Origin of the sequence: Microcoleus sp. S13_C5 (assembly GCF_036700845.1) — a bacterium.
Classification (GTDB): Bacteria; Cyanobacteriota; Cyanobacteriia; order Cyanobacteriales; family Microcoleaceae; genus Microcoleus.
In genome coordinates this window covers 1-19,140 of record NZ_JAUBPR010000122.1, presented here as the reverse complement: position 1 = coordinate 19,140, position 19,140 = coordinate 1, and the positions used below count along the sequence as shown (strand labels likewise).

The window sequence follows — 19,140 nt, the reverse complement described above, 5'->3', positions numbered from 1 at the left end:
TGTATGGGCTGCTCGTAGCTATCTACTATCAACTCAACATCTTTCAAAATTTCCAGAACCCATGCCCGCTCGTCATCATTTTTTTTTACTTGTTCTAACACCGAAGCCGGCAATAAATCTCTTAAAATCTTTACCCAGCGGTGAAAAATATAATTAGCGGTTGATTCACCAATGCCAAATTGTACCCCAAGCATTTGAAAAGTAGGTAAGTTATGCAGGTACACTAATGTCAAAATAATTTGGTCTGCTATCGTTAGTTTAGGGGGGCGACCGCTGCCTGGTTTAATGAGCCGAGTTTTTTGACTTTCTTGAGATGTTTTTTGACGAGCGTACAAATTTTCTGCATGGGTAATTAGTTGTATTAATTGGTCGTAGTCTATACCCAACATTCTTTTAGTCTCGCATGGATGCTTTTCAATATATTCTCGGAGTTGGCTCATGTTTTTGTGGGTAAAATTCCATTATAATTTAAGAGCGCTCTATCAACCATTTCTTTTTGGGAGATGTCTATTGAAATTTCTAGTGTTGCAGAAGCACAAGCAGATAGTGCATTCCTCCTATTATCTCAGATGACATCACCAGAGAAAGCAAGGGAGTGGTATGAGGGATTGTTGAAGGCGATCGAGTCTTTATCAGCGATGCCAAAACGCTGTCCTATCGCCAGGGAAAATCAATACTTCAGTAAAGAAATTAGGCAGTTAATTTAGGGTAAAGGGCGCAACTCATACCGCATTCTTTTCACTATTGCCGAAAGTGAAGATGTGTCCGCAGTTCCCATCCTCCACATTCGACACGCTGCCCAACAAACTCTTGGCGAGAACCAGGAATAGTTCCTAGGGTGCGTCAGGTCGAATTAGAGCAACTGTCGAGCGCACAATATTAGCTGACGCACCCTACAAATGAGATAAGTTGTTCTGTGTAAATAAAAATATTTAAAACTAAAGTTATCCAAAAAGACAAAAATATAGTAAAATAGTAGATTGTGATTAATCTAAGGATATCAACAGATTATGGCTAAGAAGAGCATGGTCGAGCGCGAGAAAAAGCGCCAGAGACTCGTAGACAAGTACGCCGACAAGCGGGAAGACCTGAAAGACCAGTTTGACCAAGCTAACAATCAGATGGACAAAATGGCGATTCACCGCCAACTACAACAGCTACCCCGCAGCAGTTCGCGGACTCGCTTGCGGAACCGCTGCTGGGCAACTGGACGGCCCAGAGGTTACTATCGTGACTTCGGACTGTCTCGCAACATGATGCGAGAAATGGCTCACGAAGGTCTTTTGCCCGGTGTTGTGAAGTCTAGCTGGTAGCACGAGAAAGAAGGAAGAAGGAAGAAGGAAGAAGGAAGAAGGAAGAAAAAAACTCACAATTAATCGGCAGGATTAGGTTTGGGGTTGATTTTTGTTTCAGACTTATGAGTTAAATTTTCCTCCTTCTTGCTTCACTGGCCGCAGCATTTATCGATGCCGAGACTTTCGAGTAACAAGTCGCTGACGGCGTTGGCGATCGCAAATTCGCCGTAGAAGCTTTTAGAAAAATCATAGGCCTGCATTTCGGTGACGATCGCAATTACGAGGCTGCCCAAGTCGTTTTCGCCTTCCATGCGCTGGCGGACATAGATTTGGGCAGCTCTTTTAGCTATTTGCTGGTTGGCTGCTTCTGGGATAAACTCGGAGTCTAGCCATGCCAGCAGCGTTTGTTGGAGCCATTGGCCTTCTTGTTCGGGGTTTTTGGCGGGCGGTAAGGTAATAGGTTCAATGATTTCAGACATGATTATTCCTAATTGCTAATGTTGACTTTGAAAAGTTAACTGAGAAATGACAACTGATAAATATATGCAATATGATATACCGACAATTATACAAGGATACGCCCAAGGCTATTTCTTGATGGCAAATGACGGCGAGGAAAGTTTGGGGTGGTATTCCAGCCGGCAGCGGGCGCTGATTCCCCTGGATGAAAGATTTACCTATCCGAAATCCCTGCGTCGCCAAATCAATCAAAATCGATTTTCGGTGGCTGTGAACCGCGATTTTGGGGCGGTGGTTGAGGGTTGTGCCGATCGCGAAACGACTTGGATTTCTAAGGAGCTCAAGAAGATTTACTGGGGTTTGTATGAGGCCGGTTGGGCTTACAGCTTCGAGACTTGGTGCGGGGACGAATTGGCGGGCGGTATTCTCGGATTGTCGATCGGCGGTGCGTTTATTGGGGAGTCGATGTTTTACCGAATTCCCGAGGGTTCTAAGGTGGCGATGGTGAAGTTGGTGGAGAGATTGCGCGATCGATCTTATCTGCTTTTCGACGCTCAAATGAACAATCCGCACTTGGAAAGATTCGGCGCTTATACTGTTAAAGAAAAACTGTACAACACTCTTTTGCAAGCAGCTTTGAAGCGCCGCTGTTCCCTATTTTGAAAGCTTTGAGCTAATACTGAAAGGCCGGCAGGGAATGAATTCCACGGGGCTTTTAGCTAAAGTCCTCGCTATGAGGACTAAATGAGTTCTTCAGTCCTCTTGAGAGGACTTTAGCTTTGAGGCAGGGAATTCATTCCCTGCCGGACTGCCGGACTCAACGAAAGACCGTTAAATTGACACTAATGGGCATTGTCATGTCCTTGCCCCTAGCTAAAATTTTCAGCCCCGCTATAATGTTTCTCAAGTATACAAATCGAGCAAAAAGCAATGGTAGATCCAGTCAGCGCGGGTTTGGGTTTGGGTTGGTTATTGGTCGGCCCTATTTTGCAAGACTTGGCTAAAGCAGCTTTAGACGACTACGTTAAAGATTTTTTTAAAGACTGCATTAAAGATGTTGAAGGACTTGCTAAAAAGCCCTTCGCTCAAAATGCTGTTCGCGAAGCCATTAAATATTTTACTCAATGCTTCGAGCAGGAATTGCAGCGATCGCAGTTAGATAAAAAACAGATTCAGCAATATCTGCAACCTTTAAAACAATTTATCAAACAACCTCCTGTGCGGCAAGTTTTGGGAAATGCGTTTCAAAGGAATTGTCGGGTTTTAAATACTGCTATCTTAGCTGATTCTTGGCAAACTTTGATCTTACAGCATCCGCTGCGACGGAATTTGCCCACGTTCACTCGGATCGTACCTTCTAATCTTCTTAAGGAGCAACCAACTGCTTCGCTCCCCGATGCGTTTAGTTGGGAACGAGTGGCAGAAAAATATCTGGCAAGTGTTAAATTAATTATACAGCAAAATGCAGAACTACGAGAAATTCTGAATGCTCAAAATTTAGACGGCATCTTGGGACGTTTGACAGATAGTAGTCCAATTTCGGCTGATTTTAACTTAGAAAGTTATCAAGAAGGACTGCGAGAACAATATGAATATTTGGATTTAGGTAACTTAGATACTAGGTCTGGAGAATACGAACGACAATTGACAGTTAAAGAAATATTTATTCCCCAAAATGTGCGATCGTGTCAGGAATATTTGCCGAAAGATTATGAATTACCCAAGGAAATTCAAAAGCTATTGCGAGAACGGGGAGACATTGCCGCCGAAGTCCGTCCCGAAGATTTGGAACGCTACCAAAAAGCTTACACTCAACAGCAAGCTGACTCCATTTTGAAAGTAATTGATGATGTCAATTACCCTTATCTAGTGATTCTAGGCGATCCGGGTTCAGGCAAATCAACGCTCTTAAAATACCTGGCGCTTCAGTGGGCAAAACAGTCTCCAAATCAGTTGTCCTCTCAACCGATTCACTTACTGATTGAATTGCGAAAGTACAACCGCAGTAGAGATGAAAAAGAGTGCAGTGATTTTCTAGAGTTTATGGAGCGCGGTTCTAGTTGGATCGGGCATTTAAACAAATCTATTTTGCACGAATGGCTGCAAGCTGGCCGCGCTGTTGTCATGTTTGACGGGCTAGATGAAGCCTTTGAGGTGCAAAAACGCAATCGTATTGTTGACCAAATTCATAACTTCACTCAAACCTATCCAACGGTGAAAGTGATTGTCACTTCTCGCGTGATTGGTTACCAGCAGCAACGGCTGAAAAATGCCGAATTTCATCACTTCATGCTGCAAGATTTTGAACCGGAACAAATTCAAGATTTTATCCAGAAGTGGCACGAATTGACGTTTACAGACCGCTTGAAGAAAGCTGCAAGTTTAGAACGATTGGATAAAGCCATTGGGGAATCGAGGGCGATTCAAGAATTAGCTGGAAATCCGCTGTTGCTGACGATGATGGCAATTCTGAATCGCAATCAAGAGTTACCGCGCTTTCGAGCTAAACTCTATGAAGAAGCCTCAAAAGTGCTGCTGCATAAATGGGATTTTGAGGTGAAAGAAGAGCTGAGTAATGACAAAATTGATCCTCGTTCAATTGATGAAGAAGTCAAACAAAGTATCTGCAGGCGAATTGCCTACAAAATGCAGTCGAGTGAGAAAGGATTAGCCGGAAATATTATTAGTCGCGATGATTTGCGGCAAACTATAGCGGAATCTTTGAGCGGGTTGATGGGAACTGAGGCAACTGCTTGTGCGAAGTTGATGGTAGAGCAACTGCGGGAGCGCAATTTTATTTTGTGCTTCTTGGGTGGATACAATGAGGATTATTATGCTTTTGTCCATCGCACGTTTTTGGAATATTTTTGTGCTTGGGAGTTTGTGCGGCAATTTGAAAAAGAACAAACACGTACATTAAATGATTTGATTCAAGTTTATCGGGAACACTGGCGAGATGAGTCTTGGCATGAAGTGTTGCGTTTAATGGCGGGAATGCTGGATGCTAAATTTACAGGTGACATCCTGGAATATCTGATTGGTGAAAATGGGGAAGCAGACAAGTTTAGCAATCTATTTTTGGCGGCGCAGTGTGTTTCAGAAGTCAAGAATAGAAATGATATTGCTGTTATTGCTAGTCAATTGTGCGATCGAGTTAAAGAGTTAACTAAATACAGAAATATCAATGGTTCTACACCTCCAGAATATGACAGCCTAGTTTTTCAAATTCGCACACAAGCAGTAGCAGCAATTGCAGCTACTTGGAAAGATGACCCACAAACCTTACCTTGGCTCAAACAACTGGCTCAATCAGACGATGATTGGTTGGTGCCATATGCAGCAGTACAAGCATTAGCATGGGGGTGGAAAGATGACCCAGAAACCTTACCCATTCTCAAACAACTGGCTCAATCAGACGATAATGAGTATGTGCGATCTTCAGCAGTACAAAAATTAGCACGGGGGTGGAAAGATGACTCAGAAACCTTACCCATTCTCAAACAACTGGCTCAATCAGACGATGGTTCGACTGTGCGACGTGCAGCAGTACAAGAATTAGCACGGGGGTGGAAAGATGACCCAGAAACCTTACCCATTCTCAAACAACTGGCTCAATCAGGCGATGATGGGAATGTGCGACAATTAGCAGTTCAAGAAATAGCACGGGGGTGGAAAGATGACCCAGAAACCTTACCCATTCTCAAACAACGCGCTCAATCAGACGATAATGGGTCTGTGCGACAAGCAGCATTACAAGAATTAGCACGGGGGTGGAAAGATGACCCAAAAACCTTACCCATTCTCAAACAACTAGCTCAATCAGACAATGATGCGACTGTGCGACAATTAGCAGTTCAAGAATTAGTACGGGGGTGGAAAGATGACCCAGAAACCTTACCCATTCTTAAACAACTGGCTCAATCAGACGATGGTGCGACTGTGCGATGTGCAGCATTACAAGAATTAGTACGGGGGTGGAAAAATGACCCAGAAACCTTACCCATTCTTAAACAACGCGCTCAATGCGACGATAATTGGTATGTGCTATATGTAGCAGTACAAGAAATAGCACGGGGGTGGAAAGATGACCCAGAAACCTTACCTTGGCTCAAACAAAGCGCTCAATCACACGAGGATGGGGATGTGCGATCTTCAGCAGTACGAGAATTAGCACGGGGGTGGAAAGATGACCCAGAATTATTTGAGTTATTGTGCGATGTTGCTATCAATGACCCCTTTGATCGCAAGTACATTCTGCAAAATAATCCCCGGCAAACAGCTCTTGCAGCTATGATTGAGTTATATCCCGATCGCCCTCAAACTTTAGAACTTGTGCGCGATCGCGCTCAGAACGATTCTGACGAAACACTCCGCGAATTTGCCCAGGAAAAATTGGCAGAATTAGAACGCGAATGAGCGATATATTCGATCGCCGATCGCCATTTTTTCTAATTTTAGCAGTCGTTGGGTGGGGGCGGGTTTATGAGATTATGGGTTTTAAACATAGATGCTTGGTAAAACCAGCCCCGACAAAATTATCAATTACCAATAAATTGCGGGTTAAAAAATATTTATGTAGGGGCTGGTTTCACCAACAATAATTGCCTGAAACCCATAATCTCGTAAACCCGCCCCGACACGATGACAAATTAAAAGGTACATTGCTGTGCGCTCCAGATAGCATTTAAGCCGGAATAAATGCTAAGAAACCCGGTTTCTCTGAGAAATCTGGTTTCTGGAAATTGGGGTTATTTATTCTTTTAAAACTTACGCATCAAGACCAAAAAAACCGGGTTTTTTGCGGTTTGGCCGACTGTAACGAAGTATGCTGGTAAACCCGGTTTCTGACCACCCGTCCGTAAGTCTTATTCTTTTCAGGGCGAACCGGGATATTTGGTCGATCGCCCCCCAGCTAAAATTACACATACTACAATATATAATACATAGATTTGAGCCAAAATCCTTGGTGCTCAGAAAAATCAGAATCGAAGCCCCTTGAATGTGTAAAAATACTGAAGCAAACATTACTAAACCCTGCACGGAGCAATTGTTGTGGATTCCAGATATAACCCCCAATCCATAGAAGAAAAATGGCAGCAGACATGGGCTGAGCAAAACTTAGACCAGATGCCAGAAGATACCCAAAAGCCTAAATTTTATGCCTTATCCATGTTCCCCTACCCGTCGGGAAACCTGCACATGGGGCACGTCCGCAACTACACAATCATCGATGTAATTGCCAGACTCAAGCGAATGCAAGGCTATCGCGTACTCAATCCGATGGGATGGGACGCTTTTGGTTTACCCGCAGAAAATGCCGCCATCGAGCGCGGAATTCCCCCGGCAAAATGGACGTATGAAAATATTGCCCAAATGAAAGGCTTATTTCGCCGTCTCGGCATTTCCTTTGATTGGACAAAAGAAGTTACAACTTGTTCTCCCGATTATTATCGGTGGACTCAATGGATTTTCTTACAATTTTTAGAAGCAGGATTAGCTTATCAAAAAGAAGCCGCAGTTAATTGGGACCCGATCGACCAAACAGTCTTAGCAAACGAACAAGTAGATAACGAAGGTCGTTCCTGGCGTTCCGGTGCCAAAGTCGAGCGCAAATTATTGCGGCAGTGGTTCCTCAAAATTACCGATTACGCCGAACAGTTATTAAACGACTTAGACAAATTGCCAGATTGGCCAGAAAGAGTCAAATTAATGCAAGCCAACTGGATCGGTAAATCAGTCGGCGCTTACTTAGAATTTCCGATTGTCGGAATGGATGAAAAAATCGCCGTTTTCACCACACGTCCCGATACAGTTTACGGCGTCAGTTACCTTGTTTTAGCGCCGGAACATCCACTAACTCAGCGCGTGACAACCGCAGACAGAAAAGCCGCGGTAGAAACCTTCATCAAAGAAGTCGCCGCCCAAAGCGAGATCGATCGCACCGCCGAAGACAAACCAAAGCGCGGCATCCCCACAGGCGGCAAAGCAATCAACCCTTTCAACGGCGAAGAAATTCCCATTTGGATTGCCGATTATGTGCTGTACGAATACGGCACCGGCGCAGTCATGGGAGTACCCGCCCACGACACGCGAGATTTCAAATTTGCCAATCAATATCAACTGCCAATTAAAGTAGTAATTGTGGATGATGATGAAGTTCCGCTGACGGAAGCTTACACCGAACCCGGAATTATGATTAATTCCGAAAGCTTCAACGGCATGGATTCAATTAAAGGCAAAGCAGCGATTATTGACCATGCCGAAAATGCAGGTTATGGCAAAGCGCGAGTGCAATATCGCTTGAGAGATTGGTTAATTTCTAGACAGCGTTATTGGGGCGCTCCGATTCCCGTAATTCATTGTCCCACCTGCGGAACAGTCCCCGTCCCCGCATCGGATTTGCCCGTATTGTTGCCGGAGAATGTACAATTTACGGGCAAAGGTTCGCCATTGGCAAAGATGGAAGAATGGGTAAACGTTCCTTGTCCGAGTTGCGGCACTGCGGCGAAGCGGGAAACAGATACGATGGATACTTTTATCGATTCATCGTGGTATTTTTTGCGCTATCCCGATGCTCAAAATCAAGAGCAAGTCTTCGATGCAGCAAAGACAAATGATTGGATGCCCGTAGACCAATATGTGGGCGGCATCGAACACGCAATCTTGCACTTACTGTATTCGCGGTTCTTTACCAAGGTTTTGCGCGATCGGGGTTTGATCAATTGTGACGAACCATTTAAACGCCTGTTAACTCAAGGCATGGTACAAGCAATGGCATACAAAAATCCCGTTACTGGCAAATACGTTCCCCCAGCAGATATAGACCCCACAAATCCCAAAGATCCTCAAACTGGCGAAGCTTTGGAAGTCTTCTACGAGAAGATGTCCAAATCAAAATACAATGGCGTTGACCCCTTGGAAGTTATGGGCAAATATGGGGTAGATACGGCGCGGATGTTTATTTTATTCAAAGCGCCCCCAGAGAAGGACTTGGAGTGGGACGACGCTGATGTGGAAGGGCAATTTCGCTTTTTAAATCGCGTTTGGCGCGTGGTTACAGAGTTTGCTGGACGAGTCCCTGCGACCCCCGCTCAAGCAGGAGAGAATGCTGAATTCAGTAAAATTGAGAAGGATTTGCGGCGGGCAATTCACACTGCAATTAAGGAAGTTAGCGACGACTTGGAGGGTGATTATCAGTTCAATACTGCTGTTTCTGAAATGATGAAACTCAGCAATGCTTTGAATGATGCTAAATGTAAAGATTCGCCAGTTTATGCAGAAGGAATTAACACTTTGATTCGCTTGTTAGCGCCTTTTGCGCCGCATATTGCTGATGAGTTGTGGCACAATACTGCTAACAGTGAATCGGTGCATACGCAAACTTGGCCGACTGTCGATCCATCTGCATTAATTACCGATGAAATTACGCTGGTAATTCAAGTTATGGGCAAAACTCGCGGCACAATTCAAGTGCCTTCGGGTGCTGATAAAGCTGCTTTGGAAAAGTTTGCTCGCGAGTCGGAATTGGCCAAGCGTCACCTTGAAGGTAAGGAAATTAAAAAGGTAATTGTGGTGCCTGGAAAGTTGGTTAATTTCGTGGTAGCTTGAGTGTAAAAGTCCCTACCTGTAGGCAACGTATCGTTTCTACACAAACACAACCTAATCCCCTTTAAACACTATCGGGCAACTATTATTTACTGTAAGAGTAGACAAGTTGCCCTTTTTTTACTAACTTTAAGGGAATTTTAGGATTGTTTAGCGGCTCGTTTCTTAGCCTCACCTTTTCTTCCCATTCTTTAAATTTAGGTTCCAGCATTTCAGGTGTAAGTTTATAAATCTCTTTGAGAGTTATGCCTTCATACAGTCCAATATACCAAGCTTCTACTCTGCGATACTTGTCAAGTATAATTTCATTCAAATGATGGTGAGTAGTGACCCCACCGCTTCTATTGAGAGCAATATTTATTGTTTTAAGTTCGTATTCTTTTCCTTCAGCATCAATAGCATCGTTTCCTTCACGTCCAGGCGATATCCGCAACCCTAAAAGGATTAATAACTGTAAAGTCTTTCCCCCGTTATCTTGAAAAATATCCGCAATACCATATTCACTAGCCAGATTTTGCAATTCTTGGATGCTTTTCATAGCATTTTCTAGCCGTTTAGCATCTGAAATGCGTTCTGCTTCCGTGGTAACAGCCTCTTCAACAGGCTCTACAACTGACGGAGAAACTGGTTCAGCTATTAGGGTGCTAATGAGAGCTGTACTCTCGCCGCTTTGGCTAAAACTGATTAAATAAGTAGCGGGTACATCAAGCGCTTCAGCTAGAGCGAAAATAACTTCAAAGGATGGCGATCTTTCACCGCGTTCCAATAAGCTGATATAGTCAGTAGTCTTGTCTATGAGTTCTGCTAACTCGTCCTGTGTCATCCTTTTTTCTCTGCGTAACTGACTTACCTTGGCCGCAAATTGTTGTCTGGCTTCTTTGTAATTCATACCCCTCCCAATTCATAAAAACGAACTGAAAGTTCGCTTTTTGAATGGTACGAAGAATTTTTCGATAAAACAACCTACTGAAAGTACGGATTAAGTAAGACTGAGAGTACGGATTTTGATATAATGACAGTAGGCTGTGTCTGTTGTACCTTAAACTAATCTAAATTAAGCATGAGTAACATTTTGCCCACCCCAATTTACACCACCCAATACGGTCAATCTTATTTGGGAGATTCTCTTCATCTCCTGAATAATCTTGCTAGCAATTCTGTAGATTTGTTGATTACGTCCCCTCCTTTTGCATTGCAACGCCAAAAGAGTTATGGAAATGAAGATCAAGATTTATATGTTGATTGGCTGCTGGGCTTTGCTCCGGAAATTAAAAGAGTTCTTAAGGATACTGGAAGTTTTGTTATAGACCTTGGAGGTGCTTATCAAAAAGGGATACCTGTACGGTCGCTGTATAATTACCGCGTCCTTATTAGGTTATGCGACGAGTATGGATTTAAACTTGCTCAAGAGTTTTTCTGGTTTAATCCTTCCAAACTTCCTTCTCCTATAGAGTGGGTGAATAAAAAGAAAATCCGGGCTAAAGATTCAGTGAATACTGTTTGGTGGCTTTCCAAAACTAATCAGCCTCAAGCGAATATTACTAAAGTCAAAGTAGAGTATTCTGAGAGAATGAAAAAACTTTTAAAAAATGCTGATGAATTTTACACCCCCAAAGAACGTCCTTCCGGTCACAATATTAGCGATCGATTTGCCAAAGATAACGGAGGTGCTATTCCATCTAATTTGCTAGAAATTTCTAATTCGGAAAGTAATTCTCAATACTTGCGTTGGTGCAAAGAGTTTAATGTTAAGGCGCATCCGGCACGTTTTCCCCAAAGATTACCGTCATTTTTTATAAATTTTCTTACTGAACCGGGAGACTTGGTAGTAGATATTTTTTCTGGGTCTAATACTACGGGTCAGGCAGCAGAAGAATTATCAAGAAACTGGATAAGTTTTGAAAAGGAAAAACAATATGTTGCTGCATCCATATTTAGATTTTTGCCTCAAGAATCTTTTTGGCAAGCGGATACAATATACAAGCAATTGTTAACTGAGGAAGCATCAGGATTGATTTTACCTCAAAATACGCTACTTTTTGAAGTTAATAATTATTGTTTTTAATTGAGCTAGATAGTCCAATTTTTATTTCAAAGATGAAACTGTCTCTTGAAATCGCTTCTACACGCACAAATTCCCAGCAGAGAGGGACTGAAAGAGATGATGTTAATTGTTAGTTTTAAAAAGCAATTGCACGATCGCTCCGCATTCCAATTTTAATACTGATTGAGCGCTGCCGCCATTAACGGCAATTTCTACCCAACCGTCAGAACCAGTTATGGCAATTAAATCGCCTGGTTCGCTGTCGCTGTAGGTTTTACCGCTGGGGATGCGAATTGCATCAGAACTATTGCTAATAGTTACTGACCAATTGTTACCTATAATGCAATTATTGGGGATATTAGTAATTAGGTTGCCAAAGCGATCAACATATTGAATGCAGCCTGCTGCACCTGTGGCTGTAACGGCACAATTTGGTATCTCTAACTCTACTAAACTTGCAGGGTCGATCGCCTGTCCCAAGTCTTCCAACGCCACCCCGTTGGCCAAGTGAGCGCCCGCTGCTGCAAAAATATCGCGACCGTGAAAAGTGCTGCTGGGTTGAGGTGTGCGCCAGTATTTGGGGTTGGTGAGTTCGACAGATGCGATCGCACTTTCCCGACTCAACACCCCGCTAAACAACCCGTTATCCGGCCCGACAAGAAAGCAATTAGCACATTGAATCGCAACCCCACGTCTCTTGCTTCCCACCCCCGGATCGATGACAGCAACGTGTACGGTTTCCGGCGGAAAATAAGCAAAAGCAGTCATCAAACAAAACCTCGCCGCCGCAATATTTTGAGATGGTATTTGGTGCGTAATGTCAATGACTTTTAATTGCGGGTTAATTTGGGCGATCGCACCTTTCATCACTCCCACATAAACATCGCTTAATCCAAAATCCGTGAGTAGAGTTATAATTCTATTTTTAGACATATATCCAAAGGTAAGAATATGGTAGCGCAGTGGGAAAATTTTCTGCAAAACTTGGGAGAATGGCACGGTTCCTTCACTCAGCTATCAACGCGAGGAGAGGTACTTCAAGATACTCCTAGCATTATTTCTCTCGAAGGTTTCAATGACAACAAAAATGTGCGATTGAAACTCCGTCGGTTTTCCCCAAATTCTAGCGGTGTCGGCGAACCAGAAGTGAGCGAACTTGTTCGAGAATATCAGGGTTTGGGACGGGATATCTTGTTTTTTGAAAATGGAGCTTTTTCTCAGGGAACTATTCAACTAGCGCCTTATTCGGAGGCTGGTGCCGAGTTTGGTTTTATCTACAATTATCGCCGATTGCGCTTCGTTCAGTTATACAATACCGACGGCAATTTATCAAACCTTACCTTAATTAGGGAAAAGCAGCTTGATAAAAATGTCCCCGAACGTCCGCCTTTAACTGTTGAGGCTTTGCTAGGAGAATGGCAGGGCGAGGCGGTGACAATGTATCCTGATTCGCGTTCCCCTGACTTTTATTCTACCAAACTGCAATTGCATTTGGAAAGTGGCGATCGCCTAGTGTATAAAATCACTTTTGGCAGTAATGCTAGTGTTATCACTTCTAGGGCCAGCATTGACGGTTCAGTGCTGCACTTTAACGAAGGTGCTTCGCCCGTGCAAGTTGTGCTGCTTCCTGACGGCGGTTCTTGCACTTTACCTGTCAAGATTGAATCCAGAAAACCTATATTTTTCGAGACAGGTTGGTTGGTAGAACCTGACTTGCGGTTTCGGATGATTCGCAGTTACAATGAGCGGGGTGAATGGGTAAGTTTGACTTTAGTTACTGAACGCAAAGTCAGTCATTAATCCCGCTAAGTTGTTGATGATTAAGGTTGAGTCTTTTGGGCGGGCTAGAAGCCCAACCCCTACTCCCCACAATAAACTTGATGTATTGTGGAACGGGCATCTTGCCCGTTCTAAAAATAGTACAAGATATCAGCACTACAAACATTTTTCAGATTTAGGAACCGGACTTTGTTTCCTGGGTTTGCGATTGAATCACGGCACTCCAGTCATCATTGTTAACAGCAGCTTCCAAATCCTTAGCGCGTTCGCCGTCACTTTGGACGGCAGTTTCTAACTCTTTGGTAAGAGTGGAATCTGCCATTGCTTTCCGCAATTTCAGCTTCTTTTCCTCATAAGCTTTTTGTTCCTCCGCAGACATGGCCGATCGCGCTGCTTGGCCTACCGTAGCCGCCCACATTTCGCTTTCAGCACCGTTTCCAGGCGGAATGCTGCCAATTTCTGCTATCCAAGCATCCCGCAAACTTTCCATTTCTTCCCGCTTCGGGAATTTGAAAGTTTGCACGCGCAGGAAAGCGCAATTTTCTACGCCATTTTGGGCGATGTGACCGTTGATTGAAAGCAGGATGTTTCGCGAATAACCGATAAACTGAGTGTTGCGGGAAGTGTCCATTACAGCGTAAACGCCGGCGACTTTCGCGTTAGTTGCCAAATCGCGCCATGTATCGATCGACATTACTTGCGTGCCGTCATTTTCTAATTCAGAAATAGTGGCTGCCGCGCTGTGTTCTGAGTCGGAACTGTATAAAAAGTTGTGCAGTCCTTCATGGGCGACAGGTACGTTTTGATGTTCAATTGCTACGTCTCGATCGGCATTCACTTGATTAGCTTCCATAAAACCCAATTCCTCAAAAAATGTCAACTTTACTCATTAAATCCAGCTTTCAGGGGCGGGCAAGATGCCCACCCCACAATAAAGTTCTGTTTGTGGAACAGGCCGGAAAGCCTGTTCTATTGTTTTTTTTGCCCTTATCTACTTAACTTGCCGCAATTTTTTGCAATTCCTCGTCTGTCAATTTAACTTCGAGCGCCTGCACAGAGTCCTCAATACTCGATACTTTGCTCGCACCGGGAATCGGAACGATGCAGGGCGATTGGGCCATCAACCAAGCTAATACTATACAGTAAACTGAAACGTTTTTTTCTGCAGCTAATTTGGCGATCGCGGGCATATCTTGCAAGCTGGTGACGCGGCGGCTTCCTCCCAAAGGACTCCAAGGAAAAAATGTCAGTTTTTCGGTTTCGCAATATTCCAGAACGCCGTCTGATTCCGGCTGTCTGTGCCACGGATTGTACTGATTCTGCACGGAGACAACTTCTACTGTATCGCGGGCACGTTTGATCTGCTCTACAGTAAAGTTGGATACTCCAATAAATCGAATCATTCCTGCTTCTACTGCTTCTTTTGCCGGTGCTAGGGCTGCTTCGATGGTATAAGCGGGATCGGGCGAGTGGTACTGCCAAAGGTCGATCGGTTCCTTGCCGCCCAACGCTTCAAAACTTTCGCGAATTGTCTGGCGCAAATGGTGGGGATTGCCGTTGCGCGTCCATGCACCTTGAGGCCGCATTAAGCCGCCTTTAGTGGCGACAGTAACGGCCCGAGTATCTCCGGTGTACTGTTGCAAAGCTTTGGCAATCAATTGCTCATTGTGGTGTTTGTCGGATTCATCTTGGCAGTAGGAATCTGCGGTGTCAATTAGGGTGACACCCAAATCGAGGGCGCGGTGGATTACCGCAATTGATTGCGATTCTGGCGGCCGGTCGCTTAAGGACATTGGCATACCTCCAAGACCGATCGCGCTGATAGTAAAATTACTGTTACCCAGTTTTTTTCTTTTCATTGGTTTGCCTTCGTTTACGTGGTTTATTTCCAGTTTACATTTCAAGGATAGGTTGAGATATTACATTTATTTAACTATCTATCTAAGTAAATAGAAAAAAATATTTTTTAGATAAGCTGTTTTGCGTTGAAAATGTATATTTCACTTCTCTATTCCCCAGGTGTCAAATCCTCTCCCTCTCAAACATAATAGACAATCTAGATGTACAGCAGCTTACCTACCTACTTAACTAGCTGGAAGCGCTGGTGTAAAAGCGGAGTGCAAATTGCCAGAAGTAGCGCGAGAAACATAAAAGCCCGATCGCCAATATTCCCGCCCCTGCGATCCAAACGATTTCACCTCTCCCCAGCATGGCTTCTGCTGGCACAGTCGTCAAGAAGGCAACGGGAACTACGAAAGTGAAGAAAAATCGATAAGCTGCGGGATAAGCTGCCATTGGAAATCTACCCGCTTCTAACAATCCTTTGAGGACTTCGGTAACGTTGTAAATTTTGACAAACCAAATGCTGGTTGCCCCTAACATAAACCATATACTGTAAAGAGTAATAGTTCCGAATAACAGCGGTATCGCTGTTAAAAAATAGTTGCCGATTGCTACTCCCAATTTGTTGGCAGCATACAGCAGCAATACGGTGCCGAAGATTAAATCTGGGATTCCCCAAGGCGAAACTGTGTTTGCAGATAGCCAGAATTGGGAACTGATGGGTTTGAGGAGTACGAAATCGAGAGTACCTTGCTGGACTCGATCAACAATACGGCTGAGATTAGGTGCTAGAAACGTTGACGAAAACCCCTGCAAAATCGTGAAAATACCGAGTACAACTAAAGCCTCTTCCCATGAATAGCCTGAAAATGTGTAGCCAGTACGATAGAACAAAAATAGCCCAAACAAGCTGCCGGCAAGATTTCCGAGGCTGCTGAGGGCCGCGAGGACAAAGTTGATTCGGTATTCTAGTTCCGCTGCGATCGCCGCACCCCAGAACAATTTCACTACGTGCAAATATCGTCCCATGTTTGTCGCCATTTTTTGCCGTGTAAATACTTAGATTCCCATATTGTAAAGCTTGTGTGAAGTTAACTGCTGTACAGGCTGCTCATTTCACTATAACAATAAATTATTGATACCGCTTACCTAAGTAGTTTTACTGAGAGGCAGTATTAAGTTATTTAACTGAATTTAAACAAAAACTACAATTATTAATTCTAAGTCAATCTTAAGCCCATATATTTTGGCAATTATTAAGCATGATTCATGTTTTCACACAAATAATCGCTTAATAGATTGGAAATACTAATATGTTACACATCTTAATATTATAAATATTTGAGAAACATCTAGCCATACCCAAACGGAACACTTAGGATGGGGCATACGTACTCAAAAGGAATACGTCATCATCAATACGTAATCATACGTACAAAAGAGGGATCGAGAAATTGACTTAGCTAACAACACGTAAGGAAAAAAAGACATGGATGCTCTAACATTATCGAGACTGGGCGTCAAGCACACCAAGAGTGCAGTAGCCGAATCGCTGCGGATCAATACAGGATACGACGTGACCAGCCCAGTCACTTTTTACGGGATTGTCAACGAGCGCTGCAATGTAAAATGCCGGCAGTGCGAGTATTGGCGGCTCAAAGAATATAAAGACGAAATGACGATCGAAGAATGGCAAAATGCCCTCTTGAGCGTCAAAGAATTTGTGGGTGAATTTTCAATCAACTTTAGCGGTGGCGAACCTTATATTAAAAAAGGTTTTCTAGACTTGCTGGCCTTTGCAAATAAAAATGGCATTCACGCCGGCGTGACCACCAACGGCTATTGCATGACCAGGGAAAACGCAGCCAAAACTGTCGCGGCGCGTCCTTTTAATGTGAATATGTCCGTTGACGGGCCGAATGCAGAACTGCACGATTATTTGCGAGGTCAACCGGGATTGTTCGATCGGCTTTCTAAAGGAATCGGTTATCTGCGGGAAGAACAAGAAAAACAGAACGTCTTGTTTCCGATCAACATCAAACCGACAATGAACCGACTCAATTTCCGCCACCTCCCCGAAATAGTCACCTGGGCTCAGGGAATTGGGGCGACGACGGTGAACTTCCAACCTGTCAACCGCTGGACGCCAGAAACATACGAGGAATTGTGGATTGAAAAAGAAGACATGGAGGAATTTGCACAAGTAATCGAGCGGCTAATTGAAATGAAGAAGAAAGGCGCTCCGATTATGAACAGCGATGAAGTGTTGCGCTTGATGATTCCTCACTTTGCAGAAGAAAAAGCTCCGGATTCAACTCGTCCTTGTCGCGTTGGACTGCGAAATTACTGGATTGATACGCGCGGCGATGTGAAATTGTGCGATGAGTTTCCGGTGATTGGTAATGTGAAAAACGCCAGCGCCCGGGAGATCTGGTACGGCGAAAAAGCTCAGGAAGTCCGTCGCGATACTTTGAATTGCGGCAAACTTTGTCTAATTACTTGTGTCTCGCAAAAGACGATTTTTGACAAGGTTAAAATGGGGATGAAGTTATTAAAGAATTGAGGTTTGAGCAGTGTTAATATCGCTTTTGTTCATGGTGACCGGGTTTTATCAGAAACCCGGTTTTTTGTTTGATGAATTGTATTCCCGTTCGGTTTTGCTAAAGGACAGGCCAATGCCGTTTCCCTACGAATACAATGTTTTGTATCAGTCGTAGGGTCGGTGACGGTAAAAAATCCTTGCACCGCAGCCCTTTACTATTGACTCTCACGCACCGCTTTACCTGACCAATATTTTTATTGTCAGCGGCAGGATTCTGGGGGATCTTTTTCTCGCCAGCGACAGGATACCCAGTCTCAGCAGACTGAAAATTAAACCGCAAAGCAAACTCCAGATAATCCTCGCGGTGAAGGGATGAAGCGGGAGGGAAAAATCTGGTTGCTATTTAATCGGTGTATCTTTGATTAGGAGATAGCTAGCCCAAAAAATTTGTCCGCCGCCGATCGCAGTTCCGACAAAAAAGATGATATTCTCAAGTTGGCGAGAGCGCTTTTTCTCTTTGTCTTCGTTGTTCCTGTCGATGTCCATTTGTTCTCGATCGCGCTCTTTGTGCTCTTGTTCCTTTTCCTTGTATAGTTCTATTTGTTCGCGATCGGGCTGACGTTCCCTCTCTTCCTTTTCTCGGTTCAATTCCACCTGTTCGATTTACACCATCCCGGAAATTGTGGATGTTGTCTGCTAGAACAAATCTTGATTAGCAATCAGGTAGTTTAAGAATTTTTCAACTTGGCTTTGATATTTGCGCGATCACAAACTCAGGAACTTCGGCCAAAACACCACTTGCCGCCTTCAATGGAAAAACTTTTGATTTTAGGATAACTTTCGATATAAGAATTTTTCGCATTAATATCAACAGTATTGCGATCTGCCTCCCCACAGCAAACCAGCTTCCTATCATTTAACGAGATGGTGGAGGAAGCGAATCAATATTGGCTAGGGCAAAATTGAGAAAGTATTCTGTCCGCGATATCAGTTGTTCGGCATCGGTTTCTGTTATATTTGGATCGACATTATAATCCGCTCTGAAACGAGTTCTTTCAGCATCAATTAGGTAGCGGTGCAGTTCTACCGGAACTCAATTAGTGCGAGCGAAGTATTCCCCAAAAGCAGCGATAACGGCTGAGTGTCGCGAATAGGATAGTCCTTCATCTGCTAAAAATGGTGTGGCGATATAAAACATTGAATAATAAGCACGGGAAGTGGCAAATTCAGGAAAACCTGTGTTGTTCAATTCTCTCGCTGCTTGCAAACTTCTACTCGCTTTATCCAGTAGTCTTTGTTGTTCTGGAGTCATATCGCTAACCCTTCTTGACGAATGTTGCGAAAGAAACCATTATTGTGCTGATAAAATTGCTCATCAGTGGCAAATGCACAGCTAATCAGCACATTATATTCTAAACATAAGTCGGCAATTAAAATACTAATTCGATCGCTTTCTTGAGAGTAGTTAAAGGATTTTTTGAGAACTATTAAGATATCTATAGTCATTTCAAATAAATGTGAGACAGAGGTCAGATCATGATAAAATCGCTAAAAATAGTTAATTAGAAAAAAAT

18 protein-coding genes are annotated in these 19,140 nt (G+C 43.7%); 8 read left to right on the top strand and 10 right to left on the bottom strand.

The window, feature by feature from the left end; genetic code table 11:
• On the bottom strand, window positions 1-389 hold a 389-nt coding region (locus QUA04_RS23925; RefSeq protein ID WP_333261646.1), incomplete at its 3' end, for a transposase family protein.
• A 114-nt stretch (window positions 390-503) separates the two neighbouring features.
• On the opposite strand from QUA04_RS23925, the gene QUA04_RS23920 reads away from it, so the two are divergent.
• Window positions 504-707 (top strand): hypothetical protein, encoded by a 204-nt coding sequence (locus tag QUA04_RS23920; protein ID WP_333261643.1) that lies wholly within the window; start codon window positions 504-506, stop codon window positions 705-707.
• 303 nt (window positions 708-1,010) lie between these two features.
• Window positions 1,011-1,313 carry a 30S ribosomal protein S14 gene (gene rpsN, locus QUA04_RS23915; protein WP_006633844.1) on the top strand — a complete coding sequence of 101 codons (303 nt, stop codon included), beginning with the start codon at window positions 1,011-1,013 and terminating at the stop codon, window positions 1,311-1,313.
• Window positions 1,314-1,444: 131 nt separating this feature from the next.
• Here the strand turns inward: rpsN and QUA04_RS23910 are convergent, their stop codons facing one another.
• Window positions 1,445-1,774 (bottom strand): hypothetical protein, encoded by a 330-nt coding sequence (locus QUA04_RS23910; RefSeq protein WP_333049991.1) that lies wholly within the window; start codon window positions 1,772-1,774, stop codon window positions 1,445-1,447.
• A 46-nt stretch (window positions 1,775-1,820) separates the two neighbouring features.
• On the opposite strand from QUA04_RS23910, the gene aat reads away from it, so the two are divergent.
• From aat to leuS, 3 genes are all read left to right on the top strand, one after another.
• Window positions 1,821-2,417, top strand: a complete 597-nt coding sequence (gene aat, locus QUA04_RS23905) for a leucyl/phenylalanyl-tRNA--protein transferase (protein WP_445242358.1) — start codon at window positions 1,821-1,823, stop codon at window positions 2,415-2,417.
• Between the two features lie 267 nt (window positions 2,418-2,684).
• On the top strand, window positions 2,685-6,170 hold the full coding sequence (locus QUA04_RS23900) for a HEAT repeat domain-containing protein (RefSeq protein WP_333261640.1): 3,486 nt from the start codon (window positions 2,685-2,687) through the stop codon (window positions 6,168-6,170).
• 636 nt (window positions 6,171-6,806) lie between these two features.
• A complete protein-coding gene (leuS, locus tag QUA04_RS23895) occupies window positions 6,807-9,362 on the top strand; it encodes a leucine--tRNA ligase (RefSeq protein ID WP_333261637.1) in 2,556 nt (851 codons plus the stop codon).
• An 82-nt stretch (window positions 9,363-9,444) separates the two neighbouring features.
• On the opposite strand, the gene QUA04_RS23890 is transcribed toward leuS, so the two are convergent.
• The gene (locus tag QUA04_RS23890) at window positions 9,445-10,248 is read right to left on the bottom strand and encodes a helix-turn-helix domain-containing protein (RefSeq protein WP_333061804.1); all 804 of its coding nucleotides are present in this window, start codon (window positions 10,246-10,248) and stop codon (window positions 9,445-9,447) included.
• Between the two features lie 171 nt (window positions 10,249-10,419).
• Between QUA04_RS23890 and QUA04_RS23885 the strand changes: the two genes are divergently transcribed.
• On the top strand, window positions 10,420-11,424 hold the full coding sequence (locus tag QUA04_RS23885; RefSeq protein WP_333261634.1) for a site-specific DNA-methyltransferase: 1,005 nt from the start codon (window positions 10,420-10,422) through the stop codon (window positions 11,422-11,424).
• 102 nt (window positions 11,425-11,526) lie between these two features.
• On the opposite strand, the gene QUA04_RS23880 is transcribed toward QUA04_RS23885, so the two are convergent.
• Complete coding sequence (locus tag QUA04_RS23880; protein WP_333261631.1) at window positions 11,527-12,336, bottom strand: SAM-dependent chlorinase/fluorinase; 810 nt, start codon at window positions 12,334-12,336, stop codon at window positions 11,527-11,529.
• A gap of 18 nt (window positions 12,337-12,354) precedes the next feature.
• On the opposite strand from QUA04_RS23880, the gene QUA04_RS23875 reads away from it, so the two are divergent.
• Complete coding sequence (locus QUA04_RS23875) at window positions 12,355-13,203, top strand: DUF3598 family protein (RefSeq protein WP_333261629.1); 849 nt, start codon at window positions 12,355-12,357, stop codon at window positions 13,201-13,203.
• Window positions 13,204-13,357: 154 nt separating this feature from the next.
• Here QUA04_RS23875 and QUA04_RS23870 read toward each other — a convergent pair whose 3' ends face one another.
• From QUA04_RS23870 to QUA04_RS23860, 3 genes are all read right to left on the bottom strand, one after another.
• On the bottom strand, window positions 13,358-14,035 hold the full coding sequence (locus QUA04_RS23870) for a GIY-YIG nuclease family protein (protein ID WP_333261626.1): 678 nt from the start codon (window positions 14,033-14,035) through the stop codon (window positions 13,358-13,360).
• Window positions 14,036-14,177: 142 nt separating this feature from the next.
• On the bottom strand, window positions 14,178-15,041 hold the full coding sequence (locus QUA04_RS23865) for an aldo/keto reductase (RefSeq protein WP_333261623.1): 864 nt from the start codon (window positions 15,039-15,041) through the stop codon (window positions 14,178-14,180).
• A 229-nt stretch (window positions 15,042-15,270) separates the two neighbouring features.
• The gene (locus tag QUA04_RS23860) at window positions 15,271-16,065 is read right to left on the bottom strand and encodes an ABC transporter permease (protein ID WP_333261619.1); all 795 of its coding nucleotides are present in this window, start codon (window positions 16,063-16,065) and stop codon (window positions 15,271-15,273) included.
• 448 nt (window positions 16,066-16,513) lie between these two features.
• Between QUA04_RS23860 and QUA04_RS23855 the strand changes: the two genes are divergently transcribed.
• A complete protein-coding gene (locus QUA04_RS23855) occupies window positions 16,514-17,587 on the top strand; it encodes a radical SAM protein (protein ID WP_333261616.1) in 1,074 nt (357 codons plus the stop codon).
• 378 nt (window positions 17,588-17,965) lie between these two features.
• Here QUA04_RS23855 and QUA04_RS23850 read toward each other — a convergent pair whose 3' ends face one another.
• From QUA04_RS23850 to QUA04_RS23840, 3 genes are all read right to left on the bottom strand, one after another.
• On the bottom strand, window positions 17,966-18,214 hold the full coding sequence (locus QUA04_RS23850; RefSeq protein ID WP_333261613.1) for a hypothetical protein: 249 nt from the start codon (window positions 18,212-18,214) through the stop codon (window positions 17,966-17,968).
• Window positions 18,215-18,659: 445 nt separating this feature from the next.
• On the bottom strand, window positions 18,660-18,878 hold the full coding sequence (locus QUA04_RS23845) for a HEPN domain-containing protein (RefSeq protein ID WP_333261610.1): 219 nt from the start codon (window positions 18,876-18,878) through the stop codon (window positions 18,660-18,662).
• Window positions 18,875-19,072 carry a hypothetical protein gene (locus tag QUA04_RS23840; RefSeq protein WP_333261607.1) on the bottom strand — a complete coding sequence of 66 codons (198 nt, stop codon included), beginning with the start codon at window positions 19,070-19,072 and terminating at the stop codon, window positions 18,875-18,877. Before QUA04_RS23840 ends, QUA04_RS23845 begins: the two co-directional genes overlap by 4 nt.
• Window positions 19,073-19,140: the final 68 nt, after the last annotated feature.